We start from the raw sequence: 26,211 nt of genomic DNA on the forward strand, positions 1-26,211 counted from the left end.
ACAGAAAGTTCAGGCTTTGTCATGTTTTTCATCAATATTTTTGATAGTTGAAGCTATGCCCGCCGGTCGTGCCAGTGAGTTAAAAACTCAGTATCTTTGCAAAAATCTAAAGTGAAAATGTCTGATATTAAGCTGAACACCATACAGGAAGCCATAGATGATCTGAAAAACGGAAAAATCATTATCGTTGTTGATGATGAAAACCGTGAAAACGAAGGGGATTTTCTATCGGCTGCGGAACTTACCACACCGGAAATCATTAATTTTATGACCATTCACGGGCGTGGTTTAATCTGTACACCGCTACCGGAAAAACGTTGTGATGAGTTGGGCCTTGATATCATGGTCACGCGCAGCAGCGACCCGAAGGAAACTGCCTTTACGGTCTCGGTTGATTTACTGGGAGACGGCGTATCCACTGGAATCTCTGCCAGCGACCGCAGCAAAACCATCTTGGCGCTGATGGATGAGAAAACAAAACCCTCTGACTTTATGCGTCCGGGCCACATTTTCCCGCTTCGGGCCAAGAAAGGCGGTGTCCTTAAACGTGCCGGACATACGGAAGCAGCAATTGACCTGACGAGACTGGCCGGACTGAAAGAAGGCGGTGTCATCTGCGAGATTATGAATGAGGACGGATCCATGGCGAGGTTGCCGGAATTATATGAACTGGCGCAGAAACATGACCTAAAGCTGATTTCCATTGAAGATCTCATTCATTACCAGCTTAAAAAAGGAGACCTTATCGAAAAGATTGAAGAAAGACCGGTGAAAACCCACTATGGCGATTTCAACTTTTTTGCTTTTAAAGAAAGCAGCACCGACCAGATTCACTTTGCACTGACAAAAGGGAAATGGGCCGAAAATGAACCGGTACTGGTGCGCGTGCAGGCTTCCAATTCTTATTTTGATGTATTAAGCAGACTGGCAACCGGCGAAAAACCTTTGCTTGAGAAAGTCACCAATATGATTAATGCAGAAGGAAAAGGCGCGATTATTTTCATTAATAATGTGTCCAACTCCGAGAATACAATGCGCAAACTGCAGCAGTTCCTCGATTTCCAGGATGGGGCACAACCAAGACCGACCTTAGCTTATAACTTCAGAGATTATGGAATCGGCACGCAGATTCTGAAAAACTTGGGCATCAATAAATTCCGAATTATCTCTCAGCATCCTGATCAGAAACCGCTGCTGGGTGGCTATGAAGTGGAAGTAACGGAGATGGTGAAGCTGTAAACAAATTTTTTCTGTAAACTGAATCCCGGCGAGAGTCGGGATTTTTTATGATGGGGCAGACTCAGATTAATGCGCGGTGTATTTTCAGCAGATGCCATTTCGTAGAAATTTTAACAGCGTACAAAAAAGAGTTGAAATGCTTACAGCATGACAATTGCAGGTTAAAAAACACTACCGTTTTACACTTTTTATTTTTTTCCATACCGCTTGTGATTCCGTAGGAATCTCAACAGCGTACAAAAAGTACTGAGATGCTTGCAGCATGAGAAATGCGCTTAAAAAATATTTTATATATCATTGCTTATCTGTGCGTCTTTTTTCCACCGTGTTTGTCATTCCGCAGGAATCTTAACTACAATTTGTATCTTTATAAGATGCAAAGAGACAACGGCTGGCACACCGATTATATTTACATTCTCACGAATAAAAAAAGAACGGTTTTGTATACAGGTGTTACAAACAATTTGTCGCTTCGGTTATTTCAGCATGCTTCAAATGCGAATCCTAAAAGCTTCATTTCAAAATATAAGTGTTACTTCCTCATTTACTAGGAGAAATTATTGATCATTGGTGGTCTGAAAATAAAGAAAAGACAAAAGAAACCACCTTGAAATCCGCGCAGACCATTCTTACGCGATTTATTGAAGAAAGCCGGCTCAAGAAAAGATCCAGAATCGAGATCATTACTACTGTTTCGACCGTGCCTGAAGAAATGGGTTCCGAATATGTAAAAACCTTTAAAGAACTGAAAGCCACCAACACCGGCATCTTAGCAATCTCCGACCGAAATGAGGCGGACGCTCCGGAAACGCTAAAACGGTTAGAAAAGGCGGATGCTGTCTTTTTCTGTGGTGGTGATCAATTGCGGCTTACTGCCATTCTGGGTGGCACGCAGTTTCACAATCTTCTTCAGGAACGCTTAAAAAAGGACGAGTTTATGTTTGCGGGTACTTCCGTCGGAGCTGCAGCAGCTTCCGAAAGTATGCTTGTTCAAGGCAACAGCGACCGCGCCGCTTATAAAGGTAAAGTGGTAACGACGACCGGTCTGTGCCTGCTGAAAAATATTATTTTTGATACCCATTTGATAGCGCGCGGACGCATCGGACGGTTATTTGAGATTGTGGTCAGCAATCCGACCGTGCTGGGTGTGGGCCTGGATGAAGATACCGCGCTTCTGATTCAAAATGATAAAATGGAGGCCGTGGGTCCGGGAATGACGATTATCTTAGACGGTCTCAGCATTACCGATACTAATTTGCTGCAGATACGGGAAGGCGCACCACTTTCCGTTTCGGATTTTACGCTGCATGTGATGAGCAAAACAGATGTTTTTGATATTAAAAAACGTAAGCTTAACAATATTACGCCACCAGAGGAAAAAGTAACAGAGTAATCAAGAGTCAATGATGAGTGCCGTTACTTTTTTGCGCGGAAATCCCAGGGTGCTTTCGGGTTTTTATCTGCCCAGAGGCCTTTTTTCTGAAGGCGGGCCTGCTGCTGTAAGACGCCGTATGTGGGATCATCGGAATACTTTTCATAATGCCAGGCAAATCCGGCGCGCACCATTTCTTTATTTGCATTTAAGGAGGCCGAGGTGTAAAGCTCCGCAATAAGCCGGCCGTTGCGGTCCCAGTTCCCTTTTTTGCCCTTGCTGACCACCGTGACCGTTTTACCGAAGGTCAGGTCTGATAGTTTTTGCTTGGCCTTGGTTCCGAAGTCCTGCTTTTTCTCGGGTGCGTCGATGTGTTCCAGGCGGATGGTCAGGGGAAGTTTATAATACAATGCTTCAACCGTATCGCCATCTTTAACACCAATAATTTTCATCTGCAACATAATGACGTGCGGTTTGGGCGCGTCGGAAATTGCGGGGAAAGAGAGCGTACTGCTCAGTAGAATAAGGAAAGCGAGGAATGGTTTGAACATGATAAGGAGATGAGTGGAAATGAGTTCTAGAATTTAGTTTAAAGTTTTTATGAATCGATAAAATCTTTTAGCTTAACAGGGTTTTGTCTTACATCAAAAACATTTGCGATTTCCGCGCGGTTTTGATTTACATTCAGCCAATAGACTATTTTATAATTTTTAACAATAATATATCTGAATTTTTGCTTGTGATGGATCAGTAGTGGTTCAACGACACCCATATTTTGTTGCTCACTGAGAATTGCCGTCGCATCAACAATTTCTGATGTTATTTTCTGAGCTGTATCCCTGTCAGCTTTCTCAGTATAATAAATGTAAATATGTCGTAACCGGTCAATCGCAAACTGAAGCCAGACAACGTCTATTTCCATTCCGTTATTTGTTTTCTAAGATCTTTGACGTCTGTGAAACGCTGCTTTTCGGAATCCTGTATCGCCTGTTTTGTTTCCTCTTCATATTGTGCTAAAGACATTGGGCTGAAGTCCACATTTTCATTTTCAGATTTCTGTTGCTGCAGCAATTTTTCCAGTCCGGCAATCAAATTCTCATCCTGCAATTTCAGAAATTCCTGAACGAATACTATTTTTCTTGCTTCTAACGTCATGATGTTGATTTTAATCAAAATTACAAATTTTATTATGATGCATTTCGATCAGACATCATAAGAATTTCGTCGCGTAATACATTACCGCGATGCATTTACATCATTAATAACCAAGCAATTACTTATATAATTAAATTTTCTTTTAAAAGAAGTACGCTCTGCGCCCCGGCCTGAACGGAGCTCTTTTTTGCTGAACGCAGTGGTGCAAAAAAAGCGGGAGTGGAGGACGGAAATGTGCGCCCAAATAAAAATCCCGGACATTGCTGACCGGGATGATTGTTTGAGCTAAAAATGCTTACGCCTGAACATTGTTCTGTCCCAGTACGAAAGGCTCTACTTCTTTAATTTCGCCGAACTGCTGCTCGTAGTTTGCGATGTTCTGCTGAAGCGCAGCCAGTACTCTCTTCGCGTGAAGAGGTGCCAGGATTACGCGGGAACGCACGTTTGCCTGCTGTACACCCGGCATCATCTGGATGAAATCCAGTACGAATTCTGAAGGAGAATTGTTTACCAGGGCCAGGTTGCAATATACACCTGCTGCTACCATTTCGTTCAGCTGGATATTGATGTTGTTGTCGTTGTTTTGGTTTTGGTTGTTGTCCATTATTTTTTCAATTATAAATTATAAATTTTAGATTTTAAATGAACCTGCGAATCTACTGCACGATCATGCAAATCTTATTTTTATCAGGGTCTAAATATAGAAAAGGATTTTAGATTACAGAAATTTAAAATCTAAAATCTGTAATCTAAAATCACTTATTTAATTTTAGTTCAGGTCTTCAAATTCCTTTTTGGAACCGACGATGATGTTCTGATAGTCTTTCAGACCGGTACCCGCAGGAATTCTGTGTCCTACGATTACGTTTTCTTTCAGACCGCTCAGGTAATCCACCTTTCCGGAAACCGCTGCTTCGTTCAAAACTTTGGTTGTCTCCTGGAAGGAAGCTGCCGACATGAAGGACTTGGTCTGCAGTGCCGCACGGGTAATTCCCTGCAGAACCGGAGTTGCTGTGGCAGAAAGTGCTTCGCGCACCTCCACCAGCGCCAGGTCTTCACGACGCAGTTTGGAATTCTCGTCGCGCAGTTCGCGCGCGGTGATCATCTGTCCCGGCTGGAAGGTTTTGGAATCTCCGGCATCTACTACTACCTTCAGACCGAATACTCGGTTGTTTTCCTTCAGGAAGTCGTATTTGTGTTCCAGAGCTCCTTCGAGGAATTGGGTATCACCACCGTCTACGATCATAACCTTGGTCATCATCTGACGTACGATAATTTCAAAGTGCTTATCATCGATCTTCACCCCCTGCAGTCGGTATACTTCCTGGATTTCATTTACCAGATATTCCTGAACTGCGGTTGGTCCTTTGATCTTCAGGATGTCATCCGGAGTAATGGAACCGTCGGACAACGGAGAACCGGCAAGTACGAAGTCGTTTTCCTGAACCAGAATCTGGTTGGAAAGTTTCACCAGGTACTTGGAAATTTCACCCGTTTTAGCTTCCACGATAAGCTCGCGGTTACCACGCTTGATTTTTCCGTAAGATACCACCCCATCGATCTCAGTAACAACCGCCGGGTTGGACGGGTTACGTGCTTCGAAGAGTTCGGTAACACGCGGAAGACCTCCGGTGATATCCCCTGACTTGGCCGATTTTCTCGGAATCTTGATCAGGACCTTACCGGCTTTAATTTTCTCCCCATCATTTACCATGATGTGTGCTCCTACCGGCAGGTTGTATGCCTTCTGCTCTACTCCTTTGGAATCAACTACCTTCAGCGTTGGTACCGCTTTTTTGTTTCGGGATTCAGAAATTACTTTCTCCTCGAAACCGGTTTGTTCGTCAATTTCCAGCTGGAAGGAAACACCCTGTACAATATCCTCGTATTCTACCTTACCGGCAGATTCTGCAATGATTACCGCGTTATACGGATCCCATTTACAGATGAGTGCTCCTTTTTCTACTTTATCGCCCGGTTTCACGGCCAGCTCAGCACCATAAGGAATGTTGGCTACCATCAGTGGTGTACGTGCAGCATTGTCTGCCACTAAACGGAATTCTGTAGAACGGGACACCACGATTTCGGCTTTTTTGCCTTCGTCGTTTTCGGAAGTAACGGTGCGGATTTCGTCCATTTCCACGATACCGTCGCGACGTGCCACGATGGATGGATTTTCGGAAATATTTCCTGCCGTACCCCCTTGGTGGAAGGTTCTCAGCGTCAGCTGTGTTCCCGGTTCACCGATGGATTGCGCTGCGATAACACCTACTGCTTCACCCATGTGAATTGGTTTCCCAGTTGCCAGGTTACGTCCGTAGCATTTCGCACAGATTCCTTTTTCGGCCTCGCAAGTGAGTGGTGAACGTACTTCAACGATTTCGATACCGGATTGCTCCACCGTGCGCGCCAGCTCTTCATCGATAATCTGATCTGCTTCAACCAGAATTTCATCGGTTTCCGGATCATAAATATCATGCAGAGAAACTCTACCTAAGATTCTTTCAGAAAGTCTTTCAACGATTTCGTCATTCTTCTTAAGCGGTGTAATCTCGGTTCCGCGCAGGGTGCCACAGTCATCTTCAGTAATGATAACGTCCTGTGCCACGTCTACCAGACGACGGGTCAGGTAACCCGCATCCGCTGTTTTCAGAGCGGTATCCGCCAGACCTTTACGTGCACCGTGGGTAGAGATAAAGTATTCAAGGATGGACAGACCTTCCTTAAAGTTCGCCACAATCGGGTTTTCAATAATCTCCGCACCGGTTGCTCCGGCTTTCTGCGGCTTCGCCATCAGACCACGCATCCCGGAGAGCTGACGAATCTGCTCTTTGGAACCACGCGCTCCGGAGTCGAGCATCATGTACACAGAGTTGAAACCACCCTGGTCTGTTTTCATACGGCTCATAATCATCTCCGTAAGACCAGCGTTGGTATTGGTCCACACGTCGATTACCTGGTTGTAACGCTCGGTATCGGTGATCAGACCCATATTATAATTCATCTTGATCTCATCCACAGTTTCTACTGCAGTAGCGATCATGGTTTTCTTTTCTTCCGGAATTACGATATCACCCAGGCTAAAGGAAAGACCTCCTTTAAATGCGTTGGAATATCCTAAATCCTTCATATCATCCAGGAACTGAACTGTAGTCGGGAAATCGGTTTCGGCAAGGATTTTACCAATAACGTTTCTCAAAGACTTTTTCGTCAGCAGTTCATTTACATAGCCTACTTTCTTCGGAACAATCTGGTTGAACAGTACGCGTCCCACGGTAGTTTCCACAAGTCTTGTCACCAGTTCGCCGTTTTCCTTCACCGGCACGCGGCAACGGATTTTAGCGTTCAGTGAAGCCTGTCCTTCCGCGAAGGCAATTTCCACCTCTTCCGGTGAGTAGAAAGCGAGGCCTTCTCCTTTTACTTTTCTCTCTTCAGTTGACGAAAGCTCTTTGGTCATAAAATACAGACCCAATACCATGTCCTGAGAAGGTACGGTAATCGGAGAACCGTTGGCCGGGTTCAGAATGTTCTGTGAACCAAGCATCAGCAGTTGTGCTTCCAGAATCGCTTCCGGACCGAGTGGCAAGTGAACCGCCATCTGGTCACCATCAAAGTCAGCGTTGAACGCGGTGGTCACCAGCGGGTGAAGCTGGATTGCCTTTCCTTCGATCATTTTTGGCTGGAAGGCCTGGATTCCCAGTCTGTGCAGCGTAGGCGCACGGTTCAGCAGAACGGGGTGGCCTTTCATCACATTTTCCAGGATATCATATACCACAGGCTCTTTACGATCGATAATTCGTTTTGCAGATTTAACTGTTTTCACGATTCCTCTTTCGATCAGCTTGCGGATAATAAACGGTTTGTACAGTTCAGCTGCCATGTCTTTCGGAATACCGCACTCGTGCAACTGCAGGTTTGGACCTACGACGATTACGGAACGCGCGGAGTAATCCACACGCTTCCCGAGAAGGTTCTGACGGAAACGACCCTGCTTACCTTTCAATGAATCTGAAAGTGATTTCAGCGGACGGTTGGATTCCGACTTCACGGCAGAAGACTTACGCGTGTTATCGAACAGGGAATCCACGGATTCCTGAAGCATACGCTTCTCGTTACGCAAGATAACTTCCGGTGCTTTGATTTCCATCAAACGCTTCAGACGGTTGTTTCTGATGATAACACGACGGTACAGGTCATTCAGGTCAGAAGTCGCGAAACGACCACCATCCAACGGTACCAACGGACGCAGTTCCGGTGGAATAACCGGCAGTACGCGCATGATCATCCACTCGGGGCGGTTAATCATACGAGTGTTCGCGCCACGAAGTGCTTCCACAACGTTCAGACGCTTTAATGCTTCTGTACGACGCTGCTTGGAAGATTCGTTGTGTGCCTTATGGCGAAGGTCGAAAGAAAGGGAATCCAGATCGATTCTCTTCAGCAATTCTTCCACCGCTTCAGCACCCATTTTGGCGATGAACTTATTTGGATCTGCATCGTCCAGATATTGGTTTTCTGCCGGGAGTGTATCCAGAACATCCAGATATTCTTCTTCGGTCAGGAACTCCATATTTTCGAAGTCAGAGCCATCTGCCTTGCGCGCCATACCCTGCTGGATTACAACATATCTTTCGTAGTAGATAATCATGTCCAGTTTCTTAGATGGCAACCCAAGAAGATATCCTATTTTGTTTGGAAGGGAACGGAAGTACCAGATGTGTGCAACCGGCACTACCAGACCAATGTGCCCGATACGCTCACGACGCACTTTCTTTTCAGTTACTTCCACACCGCAACGGTCACAAACGATTCCTTTGTATCGGATACGCTTGTATTTACCGCAGGCACACTCGTAATCCTTCACCGGGCCGAAGATCTTTTCGCAGAAAAGACCATCACGCTCCGGCTTGTGTGTACGGTAGTTAATGGTTTCCGGCTTCAGCACCTCGCCGCGGGAGTCCTGCAGGATGGATTCTGGTGAAGCTAAACCGATCGTAATTTTAGAGAAATTACTTGTTTTATTTTTATTTGACATTTATAAGCAGATTTTAGATTTTAGATCTTAGATTTTAGATTAAAATGCGGTTGCAGAGAAAACTAATATCATCTAAAATTCATCATTTATAATTTAAAATTATTCCTCCAGTCTTACGTCAAGGCCAAGACCCTGAAGTTCATGCAGCAATACATTGAAAGATTCCGGAATACCTGGCTCAGGCATGGCTTCCCCTTTTGCAATTGCTTCATATGTTTTAGCTCTACCAATAACGTCATCAGACTTCACGGTCAGGATTTCACGAAGGATGTTGGATGCACCAAAGGCTTCCAGTGCCCAAACCTCCATCTCACCAAAACGCTGTCCACCGAACTGGGCTTTACCACCCAATGGCTGCTGTGTAATCAATGAGTACGGACCGATAGAACGCGCGTGCATTTTATCATCAACCATGTGGCCGAGTTTCAGCATATAGATAATCCCAACTGTGGCCGGCTGTGAGAAACGCTCACCGGTTCCGCCGTCATACAGGTAAGTGCTGCCGTATTTCGGTAAACCAGCCTGGTCTGTGTATTCGGTAATCTGGTCAAGGCTTGCACCATCGAAGATCGGGGTGGCGAATTTAAGACCCAGTTTTTTACCGGCCCAGCCCAATACGGTTTCATAAATCTGACCGATGTTCATACGCGAAGGTACGCCCAGCGGGTTGAGTACGATATCGACCGGTGTACCATCTTCCAGGAACGGCATATCTTCTTCACGAACGATTCGGGATACAATACCCTTGTTTCCGTGACGACCCGCCATTTTATCACCTACGTTCAGCTTACGCTTCTTGGCGATGTATACTTTAGCCAGTTTAATAATACCTGCCGGAAGTTCATCACCAATAGAGATCGCAAATTTCTCACGGTTTTTAACCCCCTGGATATCGTTGTATTTGATCTTATAGTTATGGATCAACTGCTTCACCAGCTCATTACGCTCTGCGTCCACAGTCCAGTCGGCACCGCTTACGTTCACGTAATCTTCCACACTTTGCAACAGTTTGGTGGTGAACTTCACGCCTTTACCGATGATTTCTTCATCCAGGTCGTTTTTCACACCCTGAGAAGTTTTACCGTTCACCAAAGTGCCCAGTTTCTCCAGCAGGGTTGAACGCAGTTCATCAAACTTCGCTTTGTATGTATTTTCGATTTCCTCGAGTTTCAGTTTCTCTTCGGATCTCTTTTTCTTGTCTTTGATGTTACGGGAGAACAGCTTCTTGTTGATCACCACCCCTCTCAGTGAGGAATCCGCTTTCAGGGAAGCATCTTTCACATCACCGGCTTTATCACCGAAGATCGCGCGAAGCAGTTTTTCTTCAGGAGTCGGATCTGATTCACCTTTTGGCGTGATCTTACCGATCATAATATCGCCCGGCTTCACATCAGCACCAATACGGATCATACCGTTTTCATCCAGATCTTTGGTTGCTTCTTCGGATACGTTTGGAATATCAGAAGTTAATTCCTCCATACCCAGTTTGGTATCACGAACTTCCAAGGAATATTCATCCACGTGGATAGAAGTAAACCAGTCTTCGCGAACTACTTTTTCATTGATTACAATCGCATCCTCGAAGTTGTAACCTTTCCATGGCATGAACGCTACCGTCAGGTTTCTACCGATGGCCAGTTCGCCGTTTTCAGTCGCGTAACCATCACACAATACCTGACCTTTTTTCACACGGTCTCCCACGCGTACATTCGGACGCAGGGTAATCGTCGTACTCTGGTTGGTCTTGCGGAATTTGGTCAGTTTATATGTTTTCGTACCGGACTCAAAAGATACCAGATCTTCATCATCGCTGCGGTCATATTTAATAGTAATCTGATCTGCATCCACATACTCCACGACACCGTCGCCGGCAGCGTTGATCAGAACGCGAGAGTCAGTAGCTACTTGTTTTTCCAGACCTGTTCCTACAATCGGAGCTTCGGGTTTCAATAACGGAACTGCCTGGCGCATCATGTTGGAGCCCATCAGCGCACGGTTCGCATCATCGTGTTCCAGGAATGGAATCAGAGATGCAGAAATACCGGAGATCTGGTTTGGTGCCACATCAATCAGGTCTACCTGCTGAGGTTCCACTACCGGATAATCACCATCCAGACGTGCAATTACACGGTCTGTATCGATGGTACCGTCGTCCTTCATCTCAACGTTTGCCTGAGCAATTACACGATCCTCTTCATCTTCAGCATTTAAGTATACCGGAGCTGTTTTCAAATCTACTTTACCATCTTCAACCTTGCGGTATGGCGTTTCAATAAACCCAAGGTTATTGATTTTCGCATAAATACCCAAAGATGAAATCAGACCAATATTCGGTCCTTCCGGTGTTTCAATCGGGCAGATACGGCCGTAGTGTGTATGGTGAACGTCACGCACCTCGAAACCTGCTCTCTCACGGGAAAGACCACCAGGCCCGAGCGCAGACAGACGACGCTTGTGCGTAATCTCGGACAGCGGGTTCGTCTGGTCCATGAACTGAGACAGCTGGTTGGTTCCGAAGAACGAGTTGATTACTGAAGTCAGTGTTTTGGCATTCACCAGGTCAATCGGTGTAAAGATTTCGTTGTCACGAACATTCATACGCTCACGGATGGTTCTGGCGATACGGGAAAGCCCTACACCAAACTGTCCGGAAAGCTGCTCACCTACCGTTTTGATTCTACGGTTGGATAAGTGGTCGATATCATCCACCTCCGCTTTGGAGTTCACCAGTTCAATCAGGTGACGAACGATGGCGATAATATCTTCTTTGGTAAGAACTTCGGTCTTCTCCGGAATGTTAAGGCCTAATTTCTTGTTCAGGCGGTAACGACCGACTTCACCCAGAGAGTAACGCTGCTCAGAGAAGAAGAGCTTCTCGATAATTCCACGTGCCGTTTCCTCATCTGGCGGATCTGCATTACGCAGCTGACGGTAAATATATTCTACCGCCTCTTTTTCGGAGTTGGTAGGGTCTTTCTGTAAGGTATTCTGAATGATCGAGAACTCGTTGGAGTTTTCCTTGTGAATCAAAATTGATTTCACGCCGGATTCCAGGATCATATCGATATGCTCTTTTTCGAGTACCGTTTCACGATCCAGGATGATCTCGTTTCTTTCGATGGAAACCACCTCACCGGTATCTTCGTCCACGAAGTCTTCGAACCAGGTATTCAGTACGCGGGCAGCCAGGGTACGGCCTTCCACTTTTTTCAGGGCAGCTTTGGAAACCTTCACTTCTTCGGCCAGGTCAAAGATCTGCAGAATATCCTTATCCGACTCGTAACCAATCGCACGCAACAGCGTAGTCAGCGGTAATTTTTTCTTACGGTCGATATAGGCATACATCACGTTATTGATATCCGTGGTGAATTCCATCCAGGAACCTTTAAACGGAATAATACGGGAATAATACAACTTGGTGCCGTTGGCGTGGTAGGTTTGTCCGAAGAACACCCCCGGCGAACGGTGTAACTGCGTCACGATAACACGCTCGGCACCATTAATGATAAATGAACCGGAAGGCGTCATGTAAGGCACCGGGCCCAGGTACACATCCTGCACCACTGTCTGGAAATCCTCGTGCTCAGGGTCTGTACAGTACAGTTTGAGACGGGCTTTCAGCGGCACGGAGTACGTGAGGCCCCTTTCCACACACTCATCGATGGAGTAGCGCGGGGAATCCACCAGGTAATCCAGGAATTCCAGCACAAACTGGTTCCGGGAATCCGTGATCGGAAAGTTTTCTTCAAAGGTTTTGTACAGCGACTCATTGCGGCGTTGTTCCGGCAAAGTGTCTAACTGGAAAAACTCTTTGAACGATTGAATCTGAATGTCCAGAAAGTCAGGTGTGATCACTTGTCCTTTTACTTCGGAGAAGTTGATTCTTTCGTTCACCTGAGCTTTTGCGACGGCTTTAGATTTGCTCATAAAAGTTAAAAAGAATGAGGGTTAAAAAATATTTTGTTTCAAAATATCAGGAAAGAAAAGAGAAAAGAGAAAAGAGAAAGAAAGCACTTGAAGCATTTGCAAGTCAGTCTTTATTCTTTATTCTGTCTTCTGAAATCTAAACCTAACTGCAACGCCGGTATATCTTTTCACGGAGTAGTGCAAAATATTTTTACTGAATAAAACCTTGAAAGCCAGCACACACTTAAAAACAACAAAGTCTCTTTTAAAAATTTAAAAGAGTATCTGATTGATTTTCAATATGTAATGATTTTAAAGACTCCAAACAGGTTTGCAAATGTACGAAATTTATAGTATACAAAGCAAATGCGCATGGGTTTAAATGAATTGTAATCAATGATTTAAAGGTGAGGCTGGTTCTCTAAATTCAATGATTGAGTTTGAAATTTGACTTAATATTTTTAATAAAGATGTTCGATTGAACCCGTAGATTTTTCCGCGCATTTCGCAAAAATAGAAACGCCTGCTGATACGATGGATTTTATTGTAACTTAAAAAAAAACAATCCAATTTGAATTAATACAGACTGTTAAAGTACTGATTGCCATTAGAATATATTCACGTTAAATAGTCTTAAATCCTACCATTTTCGCAGATAAGGTCGTATATTTGCTATACCAAAAAACAAGAGTTAATGAATTTCCCAAGACTACAGGAAAAGCTTGAAATACTGGCAGACGCAGCGAAATATGACGTATCATGCTCCTCCAGCGGCGGAAACCGGAAGAATAAAAACGGGGGCTTGGGCGACAGTCATGCAAGCGGGATCTGCCACTCGTATACGGAAGACGGACGTTGCGTTTCTCTGCTGAAAATACTGCTTACCAATCATTGTATTTACGATTGTGCGTACTGTGTTTCCCGCAAATCAAATGATATCAAAAGAGCGGCCTTTACTGTGGAGGAAGTGGTGGATCTGACCATTAACTTTTACCGTCGGAATTATATCGAAGGTTTATTTCTGAGTTCAGGCATTTTCAAAGATGCCGATACCACCATGGAACGACTGGTGCGCGTGGCCAAAAAACTGCGTACTGAACATAAATTTAATGGATATATTCATTTAAAATCCATTCCCGGTGCCAGCGATGAACTCATGAAAGAAGCGGGCCTGTACGCCGACCGGCTTTCGATTAACCTGGAAATTCCCACAACAAGCGGCCTTAAACTACTGGCACCCGAGAAATCGCACGACGAGATGATCAAGCCGATGGGTTTTATAAAGAATGAAGTAACGTTATACAAAGAGGAACGCAAAATCTTCCGCTATGTACCGAAGTTTGCACCGGCCGGGCAATCCACGCAGGTTATTGTGGGTGCCACAAATGAAACGGACCTGAAAATCATCAAAGTTGCGGACCATTTCTATAAGAACTTCAATCTGAAAAGAGTTTACTATTCCGGCTATGTGCCGATGCTGGAAGATGCGCGCCTGCCCTCTATTAACTCCCAGGTTCCGATGGTTCGCGAAAACCGATTGTACCAGGCAGACTGGCTGATGCGGTTTTATGGTTTCAAAGCAGATGAAATTGTGGATCAGCAAAATCCGTTTCTGGATCTGGAAGTAGATCCCAAACTGGCGTGGGCGCTGCGGAACCGGTATCAGTTCCCGGTTAATATCAACACCGCACCGAAAGAAATGATTCTTCGTGTACCGGGAATCGGGCGCAAATCCGTCGGTAAAATTCTGGCGGCACGCAGATTTCAGAAACTGAACCTGGATCATCTTCGCAAGATGGGCGTTGCCACCAACCGCGCAAAATACTTTGTGGAATTTGATGCCCAAAACGAATTTACCAAACACCTGGACGAACGCCATTTCCGTAAAATTATTTTAAACGGAATGCAGTCCAAGTTCCAGAATCCTTTTTCCCAGCAGCTGAGTTTATTCTGATGACCATTCTTCGGTACGACGGCAGCTTTGAAGGGCTGCTGACAGCAATCTTTGAAGTGTATGAATACCGTTTCAGCCCCGCACTTCCAGCCGCAGAAGGCGAGGAAATTATTCAGCATTTGTTTGCGCAGGAACACCAGGTGGTGACCGATCCGGAGAAAGCGCAGCGTGTCCTGAAAAAGCTGGAAATCACTTTGGAAAAAGCCGGCATCGCGCAGCTGATGAAAGTTTATTTTTCGGAGGCCGCCAACGCGCCGGAGCTTATTTTATACGCAGTGCAGCAAGCGCTGTTGCAGACTGACAAAAATATTCTGGCGAATTACGGCGATGACCGAATTCTGGCGATTTCCAAGCTGGTGAAATCCGTGAACCGCGAAATCCACCGGATGCATGCTTTTGTACGTTTTGAAAAAATGCAGGACGACATGTACTTTTCCCGTATTGAACCTGATTATAACGTATTGCCGCTCATTATTAAACATTTCCGGGATCGCTACCGTGACCAGAAATGGATGATCTATGATTTTAAGAGACAGTACGGCGCCTTCTATGATTTAGAAGAGGTCCAAATGTTTGAACCTACACAAACTACGATAATTCCCACACGTAAAACTGCTGAAACCTTGCATGAGAGTGAATTGCAATACCAGAAATTATGGCAGCGGTACTTTTTTAAAACTAATATTCCCGAAAGAAAGAATATAAAACTTCATGTCCAGTCGCTGCCGAAACGGTATTGGAAATATCTGCCGGAGAAGTGGTGATATAGATGGTCTGCTCAAAATAAAGAAGCCGTCTCGATACAACATTTGAGGCGGTTTTTTTTATTTCTTCTTTTTATGATACTTTTTTTGGGAAGGATGATTTTTTTGCAGAAAAAGCCAAAAGTGCTACCTTTCAGGCACTTTTCTTTCTTAGATTGTGTGCCAGGGCGTGTAAGCCGAACTCCAATTCACATTTTTGTAGACCGTAATGGTTAAATCGCTTAAAGTTGCGGTTGGATTTGATGTGGGCAAACACAGGCTCTACATCAGCGGTGCGCTGTCTGCGTTTTTTTTCTCCGATTTCGCTCAGTAAATTTTCTCTTATTTTTTCTTTGTGCCGCTCCAGATTAGCGTTGCGCTCCAGGGTTCTGTTTCCCTGGGCTTTAAAACAGGTACCGCGCACAGGACAGCCATTGCAGTTTTTGGCCTGGTAGACACTGCTGGTTTGATGGTGGCCGCTTTTGGTTTTTCTTCGCCGGGTGCTTATCTTTTCCATGGGCTGCCCCATCGGACAGATGTATTGGTCTTTCTCTTCGTTATAGTAAAGCTTGTCGCGGTGGAAGTCTTCATTGATTTTCTTTCTTTTCGATTTTGAGATGCCATGCTCCTTGTCGAAGGTATTGTATTTTACGAAGGTTTCAATGTTCTTTTCTTCCAGCAGATCGTAGTTTTCTTCGCTGCCGTAGCCCGCATCTGCCGTAAGCTCCGCTGGTAAAAAATCATATAATTTCTCAAAGGTTTCTAGGTGGGGTCTTAAGGTGTTTAAATCATTGGTCGTCTGGTGCAGGCTGTAATGGATCACGAACTGCGACTCGGAACTTACCTGTACATTATAAGCTGGCTTAAGCTGGCCATTCTGCAGGTGGTCATCCTTCATGCGCATAAAGGTAGCGTCTGGATCGGTCTTACTGTAGCTTCCCCGGCCCTGGAGAAGTTCTTCCTGCTGGGCATACCGGTCGAGATTCTGCGAAAAATTCTTTTCAATGTAGCGTAGCTTTGCTTTTGCCTTGGGGCTGGCCTTGGGATTTTTGCGGATGATATTTTCTATTTTCCGGGCCGTTTTTTCTATTTTTTCTTTGTCAATGGTTTTAAACTCCGGCGGGGTGGGATCCTTATCTTCATCTTCAGCAATGCTTTGAGCGTAGTTCCACATCTCTTCCAGCTGCCGTGCCATCTTCTCCTTGCGGGTTTTAATGGCATTGCCCCACACAAAAGTATATCTGCCTGCCACAGATTCTATTTTGGTGCCATCTGTATAAACTTCTTTTAAAGTAACCAATCCTTCCTGTGCCAATAGCATGACCACCTGTTTAAAGATATCTTTTGAAAATGGTTTTAAGTTTTTGGCTTCTGAAGCGTGCCAGGGTGTTATGATCTGCCACCTGCCGGGCAGAGAGCCACATAAAATTGATGTTCTCGCGCATGGCTTTTTCTATTTTCCTGCTGGAGTAAATATTGTCCATGTAGGCATACACCATCACTTTGAGAAGCATCTTGGGATGATAACCCGGCTTACCTTCATGACTGTATTCATCTACAAGTAACCTTAAGTCCAGTTGTTCAATAACTCCATTCACGATCCGCACTGGATGATCCTGTGGAATCAACTCTTCAATCGAGGGTGGAAAAAGCCAGCTTTGCTGTTGGTTGTAATCCTTAAATTTAATACTCATAGCATTGATTATCAATACTTAAAGATACTAAAAACCAATAAATTGTACAAAAAAAGCTCCCAATAAAGCAAAAAAAACCGCCTCAGTATTGAGACGGCTTCTTCTTTTTTTATGTACAGTAAACTGTGGCAAGATGATTACTTCAGTTCTACTTCAGCACCTGCTTCTTCCAGTTGCTTTTTCAGAGCTTCAGCTTCGTCTTTAGCGATTCCTTCTTTGATTGGAGTCGGAGCGTTGTCTACCATGTCTTTAGCATCTTTCAGACCAGCGCCTGTAAGATCTTTAACCAGTTTTACAACTGCAAGTTTAGAGCCACCAGCTGATTTCAGGATCACGTCGAATTCTGTTTTTTCTTCAGCAGCATCACCACCAGCACCACCAGCAGCAGCAACTACAGTTGCAGCAGCAGGCTCAATTCCGTACTCATCCTTCAGGATGGTAGCTAATTCGTTTACGTCTTTTACAGTAAGGTTTACAAGCGTTTCCGCTAAGTTTTTTAAATCTGACATCTTAATAATGTTTAATTGTTGAACGATTTATTGTTGTTTTTTTTTGAGTTCTGATTACTCAGCTGCAGGTGCTTCACCTTCAGCAGTGTTATCCTGTGCACCGGCAGCTTCTTCTTTGTTCTGAAGCGCAGACAGTACGTTGCGGATAGGCGACTGGAGCAATCCGATGATTTCACCAATCATTTCCTCTCTGGACTTGATGTTCGCCAGGGTATCGAGGTTTTCATCTCCTACATAGAAAGTTTCCTGCAGGTACGCTGATTTCAGCGCCGGGATGGTTTCTTTTTTTCTGAAGTTCTGAATCAGTTTTGCCGGAGCATTCGCTGTTTCAGAAATCATCAAAGCGGAATTCCCTTTGAAGCTCTGGAACATTTCAGAGTAATCTACTCCTTCCATTTGCTCCATCGCTTTCTGCAGCAGGGTGTTCTTAACAACTTTCAGGGAAATATTGTTCTTGAAAGCCTGTCTTCTGAAATCTGAAGTCGCAGCAGCATTCATTCCTTCCAGATTTGCTACATATACCACTTTGGCATCCTGCAGCATATCTTTGATATCTTGTATTACTAATACTTTATCTTCTTTTGTCATTGTCTTACAGATTTTAGTTTACAGATTTAGTATCAATTGCAATCCCCGGACTCATGGTAGAAGATAAGTAGATGCTTTTCACGTAGGTACCCTTCGCTGCAGTTGGCTTGAGTTTCACCAGTGTCTGGATCAGCTCAGCTGCATTTTCGCGGATTTTGGCAGCATCAAAAGACACTTTACCAATACCGGCGTGGATAATACCGTATTTATCTACTTTAAAATCAATTTTACCAGATTTCACTTCAGAAACTGCTTTACCAATTTCCATCGTTACGGTACCTGATTTTGGGTTCGGCATCAAGCCACGCGGACCCAGGATACGACCCAGAGGACCCAGTTTACCCATTACAGCAGGCATGGTTACAATTACATCAACATCTGTCCAGCCCTCTTTGATTTTTTGCAGATATTCATCCAGACCCACATAATCAGCACCCGCTTCTTTCGCTTCAGCTTCTTTATCCGGTGTTACCAGCGCAAGAACTTTCACATCTTTACCGGTACCGTGTGGCAGGGAAACAACTCCTCTTACCATCTGGTTTGCTTTTCTTGGATCTACACCCAAACGCACTGCAATATCAATTGAGGCATCAAATTTTGCGAAGTTTACTTCTTTCACCAGCGAAGAGGCTTCGTCCAGAGAGTACACTTTATTTTTTTCTACTTTGCTTAAAGCTTCCTTTTGCTTTTTCGTCAGTTTTGCCATGTCTATTGGGTTTAAGCGTTAGTGGGTTTAGTTCCTGTCACTCTCAGTCCCATTGAACGGGCCGTACCCGCTACCATGGTCATTGCAGAATCCAAAGTAAAGCAGTTCAGGTCGCTCATTTTATCTTCAGCAATTTTTTTCACCTGTTCCCAGGTTACACTTCCTACTTTGGCGCGGTTCGGTTCACCGGAACCTTTTTTCTGCTTGGATGCATCCAGCAGCTGAATTGCAGCAGGTGGGGTTTTGATAACAAATTCGAAAGATTTGTCTTCGTACACCGTAATTACTACCGGCAGAACCTGCCCGGCTTTATCTTGCGTACGTCCGTTGAACTGCTTGCAGAATTCCATGATGTTCACCCCTGCAGAACCCAGTGCGGGACCTACTGGCGGAGAAGGGTTCGCTGCCCCTCCTTTCACCTGGAGTTTCACCATTTTAAAGACTTTTTTAGCCATTGTTGTTGTTTAAATAATTAGGTAATTTATGAATGTGGAAGCATTTATAAATTTGCAAAGCCGCCGTCTCACCCGGCTACTTCACATTTCAGGCTGCAAAATTAAGAATTAAATTTAATTCTGCAAACGTTAATTGATTGATTTTTAAGTTAAATCTGAATTTAATTTGCGCACAGAAACCACAGTACTCAAAATCTTTTCTTTTATACAGCACAAAAAAATCCACTTTCTCGCGAAAATGGATTTAATTATTTCGAAACTATGTGTTTACATTACTTTTTCAACCTGCATGAAACTAAGTTCCATCGGTGTTTTTCTGCCGAAGATCATCACGGAGACTTCAATCTTCTTCTTATCCTCCAGCAGTTTTTCTACCGTACCGTTGAAACCATTAAATGGTCCGTCGATTACTTTTACATTCTCTCCCACTACAAATGGAATTGCCTGCTCTACGGCGTATTCGGAAAGTTCATCCATACGGCCCAGCATACGGTTCACTTCGGACTTACGCATCGGCACCGGATCTCCTCCTTTGGTAGAACTCAGGAAAGAAATTACACCGGGAATATTTTTAATGATGTGCGGAATTTCTCCGACCAGATTAGCCTCTACCATCAGGTATCCGGGATAGTACGGGCGCTCCTTCGGAACCTTCTTCCCGTTTTTAATCTGGATTACCTTTTCCATCGGAATGACCACCTGCGTAACGAAGTCTTCGAAACCATGGTGCTTCATTTCATTCTCGATGTAGGTCTTCACTTTATTTTCCTGACCGCTTACGGATTTCAGCACATACCACTTCAGCTCACTCATCTTAGGAAAACAATTTAATTGAACATACCGATAGCGAGGGTAATGAAGTTCGTAATTGCTTTATTGAAAAGCGAATCCACACCGAAAACAAAAAGCGCAAGGATCACAGTTGCCACCGTAACTACTACCGTGGAAGACTGCAGCATAGGCCACTTCGGCCATTCTACCTTTTCTTTAAACTCGATGTACGAACCTTTAATAAAATTTGCTAAGCTCATTATCTTTTATTTGCACGGGCACAAGGATTCGAACCCTGATCAACGGTTTTGGAGACCGGTATCCTACCATTGGACGATGCCCGTAAGAAGTTCCGCAAGTTGCCTTGCGGAACTGTATTGGTAGCGCTTATCAGCGCAATAAATTACTCTAGGATTTCAGTTACCTGACCTGCACCTACAGTTCTACCACCTTCGCGGATTGCGAAACGAAGACCTACGTTCAGTGCGATTGGCTGAAGCAACTCAACAGTAATAGTAAGGTTATCACCTGGCATTACCATTTCTACCCCTTCCGGCAAGAAGATCTCACCTGTTACGTCAGTAGTTCTTACGTAGAACTGAGGACGGTATTTGTTGTGGAATGGAGTGTGACGTCCACCTTCTTCTTTAGAAAGGATATACACCTCAGCTTTGAATTTTTTGTGTGGCTTCACAGAACCTTGTTTTGCGATAACCATCCCTCTCTTGATGTCGGTTTTTTCAATACCTCTCAACAGCAGACCTACGTTATCACCAGCTTCCCCTCTGTCCAGGATTTTGCGGAACATCTCCACCCCTGTTACAGTAGAAGTAAGTTTCTCATCACCCATACCTACGATGTCAACCGGATCACCAGAGTTGATAACCCCAGCCTCGATTCTACCAGTAGCCACAGTACCACGACCTGTAATTGAGAATACGTCTTCAATTGGCATCAGGAATGGCTTGTCAGACTCTCTTGTTGGCTGCTCGATCCAGCTGTCAACAGCATCCATAAGTTCTTCAACAGTTTTAACCCATTTTTCTTCACCGTTCAGTGCGCCCAGTGCAGATCCTTGGATTACCGGAGAGTTATCTCCGTCATATTCGTAAGAAGAAAGCAGATCTCTCAGTTCAAGTTCTACCAGCTCCAGAAGCTCAGCATCGTCAACCATATCCACTTTGTTCATGAATACAACGATTCTAGGTACGTTTACCTGACGGCAAAGCAGGATGTGCTCTCTTGTTTGTGGCATAGGACCATCGGTAGCAGCACACACCAGGATTGCTCCGTCCATCTGCGCAGCACCAGTTACCATGTTCTTAACATAGTCGGCGTGACCCGGGCAGTCTACGTGAGCGTAGTGTCTGTTTTCAGTTTCGTACTCAATGTGTGATGTATTGATAGTAATACCTCTTTCTTTTTCTTCCGGTGCAGAGTCAATTGCAGAGAAATCTCTTTTTTCTGCCAGACCTTTATCGGACAATACTTTACTGATTGCAGCAGTAAGCGTAGTTTTACCATGGTCTACGTGACCGATGGTACCAATGTTCAAGTGTGGTTTGTTACGATTAAACGTTTCCTTTGCCATGATTTAAATTATTTATTTAATTAATTATTCAAATTTTCGGTGCGCAAATATAGTGTTTTTTTGAATATCGAAAATCTTTTTTTATAAAAATTCTGATTATCCAAAAAACAGGGCGTCACACCGTTGGGACATTAATGAAATATCGGACTGCAAATTTATATAAAAATATTTATTGCAGAAAATGTACTGCCTAAAATTCACCATTCCGCGGAAATCCTTCCTTCTTCAGGAAATTTTTGTGAACCTCTGTTTATTCTTTTTTAAACCCTTTCCTTCGCGGAGTTCCGATAAAAAAGCCAGTAAATAATCGGGAATACCAGCAGCGTGAGCACCGTCGCTGTAATCAGTCCGCCTATAATTACAACTGCCAGTGGTTTCTGTGATTCAGACCCGATGCCTGTGGATAAAGCGGCCGGCAATAGTCCCACCGAGGCCATCAGCGCTGTCATCACCACGGGCCGCGTACGCACCTTCACCGCTTCCACAATACCAGCGAGTATTTCCAGCCCGCGTTTTTGGTTATGGTGAAATTCAGAGAGAAGAATTACGCCGTTCTGAATACAAATCCCAAACAGCGCGATAAAACCTACACCCGCCGAAATCCCGAAATTAATACCGCTTACATGCAGCGCTAAAATTCCGCCAATCAAAGCAAACGGAACATTCGCCAATACAAGCAATGAATCTTTCAGGTTTCCGAAGAGGATAAACAACAAGAAGAAAATCATCACCAGACTGATCGGAACCACCTGCCCGAGGCGCGAAGTGGCGCGCTCCTGGTTTTCAAACTGCCCCGTCCAGCCGATCGAATACCCTTGCGGAAGATCCAGTTTATCGATCTTTTGCTGCGCTTCGGAAATGGTGCTGCCCAGATCCCGGTCGCGCACCGAGAATTTCACACCGATGTACCGCTGCACATTATCACGGTAGATAAAGGCTGCACCGTTGTCCTGCTGGATTTCCGAAATTTCGTTCATGGGAATCAGCATATCGTCCTGCGTGGGGACCATCAGCCGCGCCAAATCTTTTTCATCTTTTCTGAATTCCTGATCATACCGGATCCGGATATCAAATTTGCGGTCGCCATCATATAATTCAGAAGCCGTGACCCCGCCAAAAGCCGTCTCCAGCACAGATTGTGCATCCGCCAAGGCCACGCCGTACTGTGCCATCTTCTCCCGGTTCAGTACGACCACCAGTTCCGGCTGCCCGATATTCTGAATGATGCCAGCATCCTTCACCCCATCCACGTCTTTCAGCACACCGTACACCTGCTGCGCCAACTCATCCAGTGTGTGCAGATTATCGCCAAATATTTTGACACCATTTTCAGCTTTGAAGCCTGCTACCGCTTCCGCAACGTTGTCTGAAATAGGCTGGGAGTAGTTATAGTTAATACCCTGAAACCGTTTCAGTTTAGCGTCCATTTCCTCAATAAGTTCATCCATGCTGATTTTGCGGCCCCACTCCTCTTTCGGCTTCAGATCCACTGAGAACTGCACGAAACCAAAACCGTTCGGGTCCGCACCATCGTTGCTTCGGCCCGCCTGCGTAAGCACATTGGTAACTTCCGGAAATTCGCGGAGGGTTTTCTTCAGATCTTCCGTTGTTTTCAAGGACTCTTTCAGGCTGATGCTCATCGGCATTTCTGCGGTTACCCATAAGGCTCCTTCGTTGAGCGGCGGTAAAAATTCTGTTCCCAGGAATCTTGCAGACAAGATCGTCAAACCGAGAAAGCTTAGAGATACGGCCAGGCTGATCTTTTTATTTCTTAAAGTTACTGCCAGACCTTTCGAGACGATACGCTCCCAAAACTCTGCAAATACATTTCTCTTTTCCCGTACATTTTTATTTAAAAGCATATGAGACATGACCGGCACCAATGTCAGGGTAAACAGCAAGGCACCCAGCAGCGCAAACCCAAGTGTAAAGGCAAGTGGCGAGAACATCTTTCCTTCTACCTTTTGGAAAGCAAAAATCGGCAACAGAGAAGTGATAATAATTACTTTTGAAAAGAAAACTGCTTTTCCCAGGCCTGTCCCGGTATTCTTAATCCAGCCTGCCTTGGCAAGTTTATTAAAGCGCGCCATGCCGTATTTCCGCGCCCGATGATCGAGCATCACAAAAATCCCTTCGACCATGACAACGGCGCCGTCAATAATAATTCCGAAATCCACGGCACCCAGAGACAGGAGGTTGGCACTCATGCCGGCCATATTCAGACACAGAAACGCAAACAGCAGCGATAGCGGAATGACAATGGAAACAATCAGCGTGGTGCGCCAGTCGGCCATAAACAGAAACACAATCACCGTCACGAAAATAATTCCTTCAATCAGATTGTGCATAATGGTACTGGTCGTGAAATCCATCAGGTCTTTCCGGTCGTACACCGTGATGAGCTTTACATCTTTAGGTAAAATCTTGGTATTCAGTTCTTCGATTTTAGCTTTCACACCTTCCAGTACTTCTAGAGGATTTTCCCCTTTGCGCATAATCACAATACCTTCCACCACATCGCTCATGTCATTGTACCCCGCCTGGCCCACACGCGGAAGCGATCCTTCCTGCACCGTTGCCACATTTCTGACCAGCACGGGATTACCGCTGTCATTCCGGATGATAACATTTTCAATATCACTGGTGGATTGCAGCAAACCGATTCCGCGGACTACGTAGGACTGCCCGCTGCGTTCAATCACATCACCACCTACATTCAGGTTGCTGCTTTCCACTGCTTCAAAGACCTGTGCCGTGGTAAGTTTATATTGCTCCAGCTTTCTGGGGTCCAGATTGAGTTCAAATGTTTTTTCTTGTCCGCCGAAGACGCTCACATCTGCAATACCGGGCACACTGCGGATGGCGCGGTCCACCACCCAGTTCTGTAGCGTTAGCAGTTCGCGTGAATCCTTCTTGGGACTGTGCAGAATATACCGGAAGATTTCACCCGTCGGTCCGAAAGGTGGCTGCACTTCCACCTCTGTGCCGTCGGGCAGGTCTACGGTCTGCAGCTGGACGTTCACTTGGTTTCGGGCGAAAAAGTCTTCCACGCCATCTTCAAAATTGATGGTGACGATGGACAGTCCGAACATCGTATTACTCCGGATGTTGCTTTTCTTCTGGACCGAACTCATCGAGAGCTCAATGGGTGTGGTCACAAAACGCTCTACTTCCTCGGCACTGCGCCCGTTCCACTGGGTAATGATGATGATCTGCGTATTGGTGACATCTGGGAAAGCCTCAATCGGCATATTTTTAAAACTGACAAAACCCGCAATCGCCAGAATTCCCACCCACACAAAGGTGAATGCTTTATTCTTCAGCGAAAAGGCGATAATGTTTTTAATAAATTTATTCATGAAAAAAGTCGGTCTGAAAGTGAAAAGGTAAAAGGCTGGGGTTTAGTCGGTCAGGCTGCGGTAGAACATCAGTTGGTTTTGTGTAACCACTTTGTCACCGGCGGAAAGTCCCTCAGCAATGAAAGCCGTGTTTTCCGTTTGTTGCAGTATTTTTACTTCCTGCATCCGAATATTATTCTGTGATTTAAAAACCACCACGAAATATTTGTTCTGGTCAAAAATCAACGCCTCGGCCGGAACTGATAATCCGATCTGGTCTGATATTTTTTTCACTTTAATCATCGCTTTGCTGTCGGGAATCAGTGAGCCGTCCGTATTATCCAGAATCACCTTGGCCTGCATGGAATTGGTTTCCGGATTGATAATTTTAAAAATCTTATCGATCTTGCCGTGATAAACGCGCTCCGGATCAGTCAGGGTAGATACTTCCGCCTTCATGCCCACCGAAATTTTATTGATATCGCTTTCGTTTATATTCACAATAGCCCAAACCTCCGAGGTATTCGCCACATCGAAAATATTATCGCTGCTGTCGCTGCGCAGCTGCATGTCTTTATTGATATTCTTTTCCACGATATAGCCACTGATGGGCGCCGTAACGGAATAGATATTTCCGGAGCGGATGCCGTGCACCTGATTCACGGACTGTGAGCGCCTCAATTCGTCCTGTGCTTTCTGCACTTCACTGCGGGCTTCGCGAACTTCTTTTTCGGTGCCCAATTTTCCTTCGTACATTTCTTGCGCTACCCGCAGATTATTTTTGGCAGTTGCCAGATCAGTACGCGCATTGGCCAGCTCTTTCTGGAAACCGGCTACTTCCGTGGAACGGATGGTGGCAAGCACCTGCCCTTTTTGTACAAAATCGCCCAGTTCCGCGTTTACTGAAATCACATTTCCGCCCACGAGCGGATAGATATCAATATACTTATTCTTATCAGCCTCAATTTTGCCAAAAAAACGCATTTCTGTGCGCACGTATTCCTCCTGCACTTCGGCCAGGCGTGTGGATTTCATCATGGTATTGCTGACGATAAAAGCTTTCTCGGTTTGAAGGCTTTGCTGTTTCGCAGTGTCTTTACTGCAGCCTGCCAATAGAAAAACAGCCAGGAATAATGGTATGGATCGTGTCATCTG

20 protein-coding genes, 1 tRNA gene and 1 pseudogene are annotated in these 26,211 nt (G+C 45.0%); 5 read left to right on the forward strand and 17 right to left on the reverse strand.

The features are described 5' to 3' along the window. Window positions 1–117: 117 nt before the first annotated feature. The 3 genes from ribB to MVI27_RS10430 all read left to right on the forward strand — a co-directional run bounded on the left by ribB (window position 118) and on the right by MVI27_RS10430 (window position 2,632). The gene (gene ribB / locus MVI27_RS10420) at window positions 118–1,239 is read left to right on the forward strand and encodes a 3,4-dihydroxy-2-butanone-4-phosphate synthase (protein WP_246961586.1); all 1,122 of its coding nucleotides are present in this window, start codon (window positions 118–120) and stop codon (window positions 1,237–1,239) included. Window positions 1,240–1,613: 374 nt separating this feature from the next. Continuing rightward, the gene (locus MVI27_RS10425; protein WP_343217666.1) at window positions 1,614–1,790 is read left to right on the forward strand and encodes a GIY-YIG nuclease family protein; all 177 of its coding nucleotides are present in this window, start codon (window positions 1,614–1,616) and stop codon (window positions 1,788–1,790) included. Next, window positions 1,769–2,632 carry a cyanophycinase gene (locus tag MVI27_RS10430; RefSeq protein ID WP_246961589.1) on the forward strand — a complete coding sequence of 288 codons (864 nt, stop codon included), beginning with the start codon at window positions 1,769–1,771 and terminating at the stop codon, window positions 2,630–2,632. The genes MVI27_RS10425 and MVI27_RS10430 overlap by 22 nt, the downstream gene beginning before the upstream one ends. A gap of 23 nt (window positions 2,633–2,655) precedes the next feature. On the opposite strand, the gene MVI27_RS10435 is transcribed toward MVI27_RS10430, so the two are convergent. The 6 genes from MVI27_RS10435 to rpoB form a co-directional block, all read right to left on the reverse strand. Beyond that, on the reverse strand, window positions 2,656–3,162 hold the full coding sequence (locus MVI27_RS10435; protein WP_246961590.1) for a thermonuclease family protein: 507 nt from the start codon (window positions 3,160–3,162) through the stop codon (window positions 2,656–2,658). 47 nt (window positions 3,163–3,209) lie between these two features. Continuing rightward, window positions 3,210–3,533 carry a type II toxin-antitoxin system RelE/ParE family toxin gene (locus tag MVI27_RS10440; protein WP_246961592.1) on the reverse strand — a complete coding sequence of 108 codons (324 nt, stop codon included), beginning with the start codon at window positions 3,531–3,533 and terminating at the stop codon, window positions 3,210–3,212. Continuing rightward, the gene (locus MVI27_RS10445; protein WP_246961594.1) at window positions 3,524–3,766 is read right to left on the reverse strand and encodes a hypothetical protein; all 243 of its coding nucleotides are present in this window, start codon (window positions 3,764–3,766) and stop codon (window positions 3,524–3,526) included. Before MVI27_RS10445 ends, MVI27_RS10440 begins: the two co-directional genes overlap by 10 nt. Window positions 3,767–4,061: 295 nt before the next feature. Further along, window positions 4,062–4,370 (reverse strand): DUF3467 domain-containing protein, encoded by a 309-nt coding sequence (locus MVI27_RS10450; protein WP_246961596.1) that lies wholly within the window; start codon window positions 4,368–4,370, stop codon window positions 4,062–4,064. A 165-nt stretch (window positions 4,371–4,535) separates the two neighbouring features. Then, window positions 4,536–8,801: a DNA-directed RNA polymerase subunit beta' gene (gene rpoC, locus MVI27_RS10455; RefSeq protein ID WP_246961598.1), complete on the reverse strand. Its 4,266-nt coding sequence runs from the start codon at window positions 8,799–8,801 to the stop codon at window positions 4,536–4,538. Between the two features lie 99 nt (window positions 8,802–8,900). After that, window positions 8,901–12,728 carry a DNA-directed RNA polymerase subunit beta gene (gene rpoB / locus MVI27_RS10460; RefSeq protein WP_246961600.1) on the reverse strand — a complete coding sequence of 1,276 codons (3,828 nt, stop codon included), beginning with the start codon at window positions 12,726–12,728 and terminating at the stop codon, window positions 8,901–8,903. Window positions 12,729–13,401: 673 nt separating this feature from the next. On the opposite strand from rpoB, the gene MVI27_RS10465 reads away from it, so the two are divergent. Then, window positions 13,402–14,661, forward strand: a complete 1,260-nt coding sequence (locus MVI27_RS10465) for a putative DNA modification/repair radical SAM protein (RefSeq protein ID WP_246961602.1) — start codon at window positions 13,402–13,404, stop codon at window positions 14,659–14,661. Beyond that, window positions 14,661–15,425, forward strand: coding sequence for a TIGR03915 family putative DNA repair protein (locus MVI27_RS10470; protein ID WP_246961604.1), 765 nt, complete (start codon window positions 14,661–14,663; stop codon window positions 15,423–15,425). The genes MVI27_RS10465 and MVI27_RS10470 overlap by 1 nt, the downstream gene beginning before the upstream one ends. Before the next feature lie 133 nt (window positions 15,426–15,558). Here MVI27_RS10470 and MVI27_RS10475 read toward each other — a convergent pair. The 11 genes and pseudogenes from MVI27_RS10475 to MVI27_RS10525 all read right to left on the reverse strand — a co-directional run bounded on the left by MVI27_RS10475 (window position 15,559) and on the right by MVI27_RS10525 (window position 26,208). Next, a pseudogene (locus MVI27_RS10475) lies at window positions 15,559–17,107 on the reverse strand (IS1182 family transposase). A 128-nt stretch (window positions 17,108–17,235) separates the two neighbouring features. After that, complete coding sequence (gene rplL, locus MVI27_RS10480; protein ID WP_246961606.1) at window positions 17,236–17,607, reverse strand: 50S ribosomal protein L7/L12; 372 nt, start codon at window positions 17,605–17,607, stop codon at window positions 17,236–17,238. Between the two features lie 54 nt (window positions 17,608–17,661). Then, complete coding sequence (gene rplJ, locus MVI27_RS10485) at window positions 17,662–18,195, reverse strand: 50S ribosomal protein L10 (RefSeq protein ID WP_246961608.1); 534 nt, start codon at window positions 18,193–18,195, stop codon at window positions 17,662–17,664. A 13-nt stretch (window positions 18,196–18,208) separates the two neighbouring features. Next, on the reverse strand, window positions 18,209–18,901 hold the full coding sequence (gene rplA / locus MVI27_RS10490) for a 50S ribosomal protein L1 (RefSeq protein WP_246961610.1): 693 nt from the start codon (window positions 18,899–18,901) through the stop codon (window positions 18,209–18,211). A gap of 11 nt (window positions 18,902–18,912) precedes the next feature. After that, window positions 18,913–19,356: a 50S ribosomal protein L11 gene (rplK, locus tag MVI27_RS10495; protein ID WP_246961612.1), complete on the reverse strand. Its 444-nt coding sequence runs from the start codon at window positions 19,354–19,356 to the stop codon at window positions 18,913–18,915. Between the two features lie 267 nt (window positions 19,357–19,623). Beyond that, window positions 19,624–20,169 carry a transcription termination/antitermination protein NusG gene (gene nusG, locus MVI27_RS10500; RefSeq protein ID WP_246961614.1) on the reverse strand — a complete coding sequence of 182 codons (546 nt, stop codon included), beginning with the start codon at window positions 20,167–20,169 and terminating at the stop codon, window positions 19,624–19,626. Window positions 20,170–20,183: 14 nt separating this feature from the next. Beyond that, window positions 20,184–20,387 (reverse strand): preprotein translocase subunit SecE, encoded by a 204-nt coding sequence (gene secE / locus MVI27_RS10505; protein WP_246961616.1) that lies wholly within the window; start codon window positions 20,385–20,387, stop codon window positions 20,184–20,186. Window positions 20,388–20,400: 13 nt separating this feature from the next. Next, window positions 20,401–20,471: transfer RNA gene (locus MVI27_RS10510), tRNA-Trp, on the reverse strand. A gap of 59 nt (window positions 20,472–20,530) precedes the next feature. Further along, window positions 20,531–21,718: an elongation factor Tu gene (gene tuf / locus MVI27_RS10515; protein ID WP_246961618.1), complete on the reverse strand. Its 1,188-nt coding sequence runs from the start codon at window positions 21,716–21,718 to the stop codon at window positions 20,531–20,533. Window positions 21,719–21,978: 260 nt separating this feature from the next. After that, a complete protein-coding gene (locus MVI27_RS10520; RefSeq protein WP_246961620.1) occupies window positions 21,979–25,077 on the reverse strand; it encodes an efflux RND transporter permease subunit in 3,099 nt (1,032 codons plus the stop codon). Between the two features lie 42 nt (window positions 25,078–25,119). Next, window positions 25,120–26,208 (reverse strand): efflux RND transporter periplasmic adaptor subunit, encoded by a 1,089-nt coding sequence (locus tag MVI27_RS10525; protein ID WP_246961622.1) that lies wholly within the window; start codon window positions 26,206–26,208, stop codon window positions 25,120–25,122. Between the last annotated feature and the right edge of the window lie 3 nt (window positions 26,209–26,211).

This window comes from Chryseobacterium salipaludis (assembly GCF_022968825.1).
Lineage (GTDB): Bacteria > Bacteroidota > Bacteroidia > Flavobacteriales > Weeksellaceae > Kaistella > Kaistella salipaludis.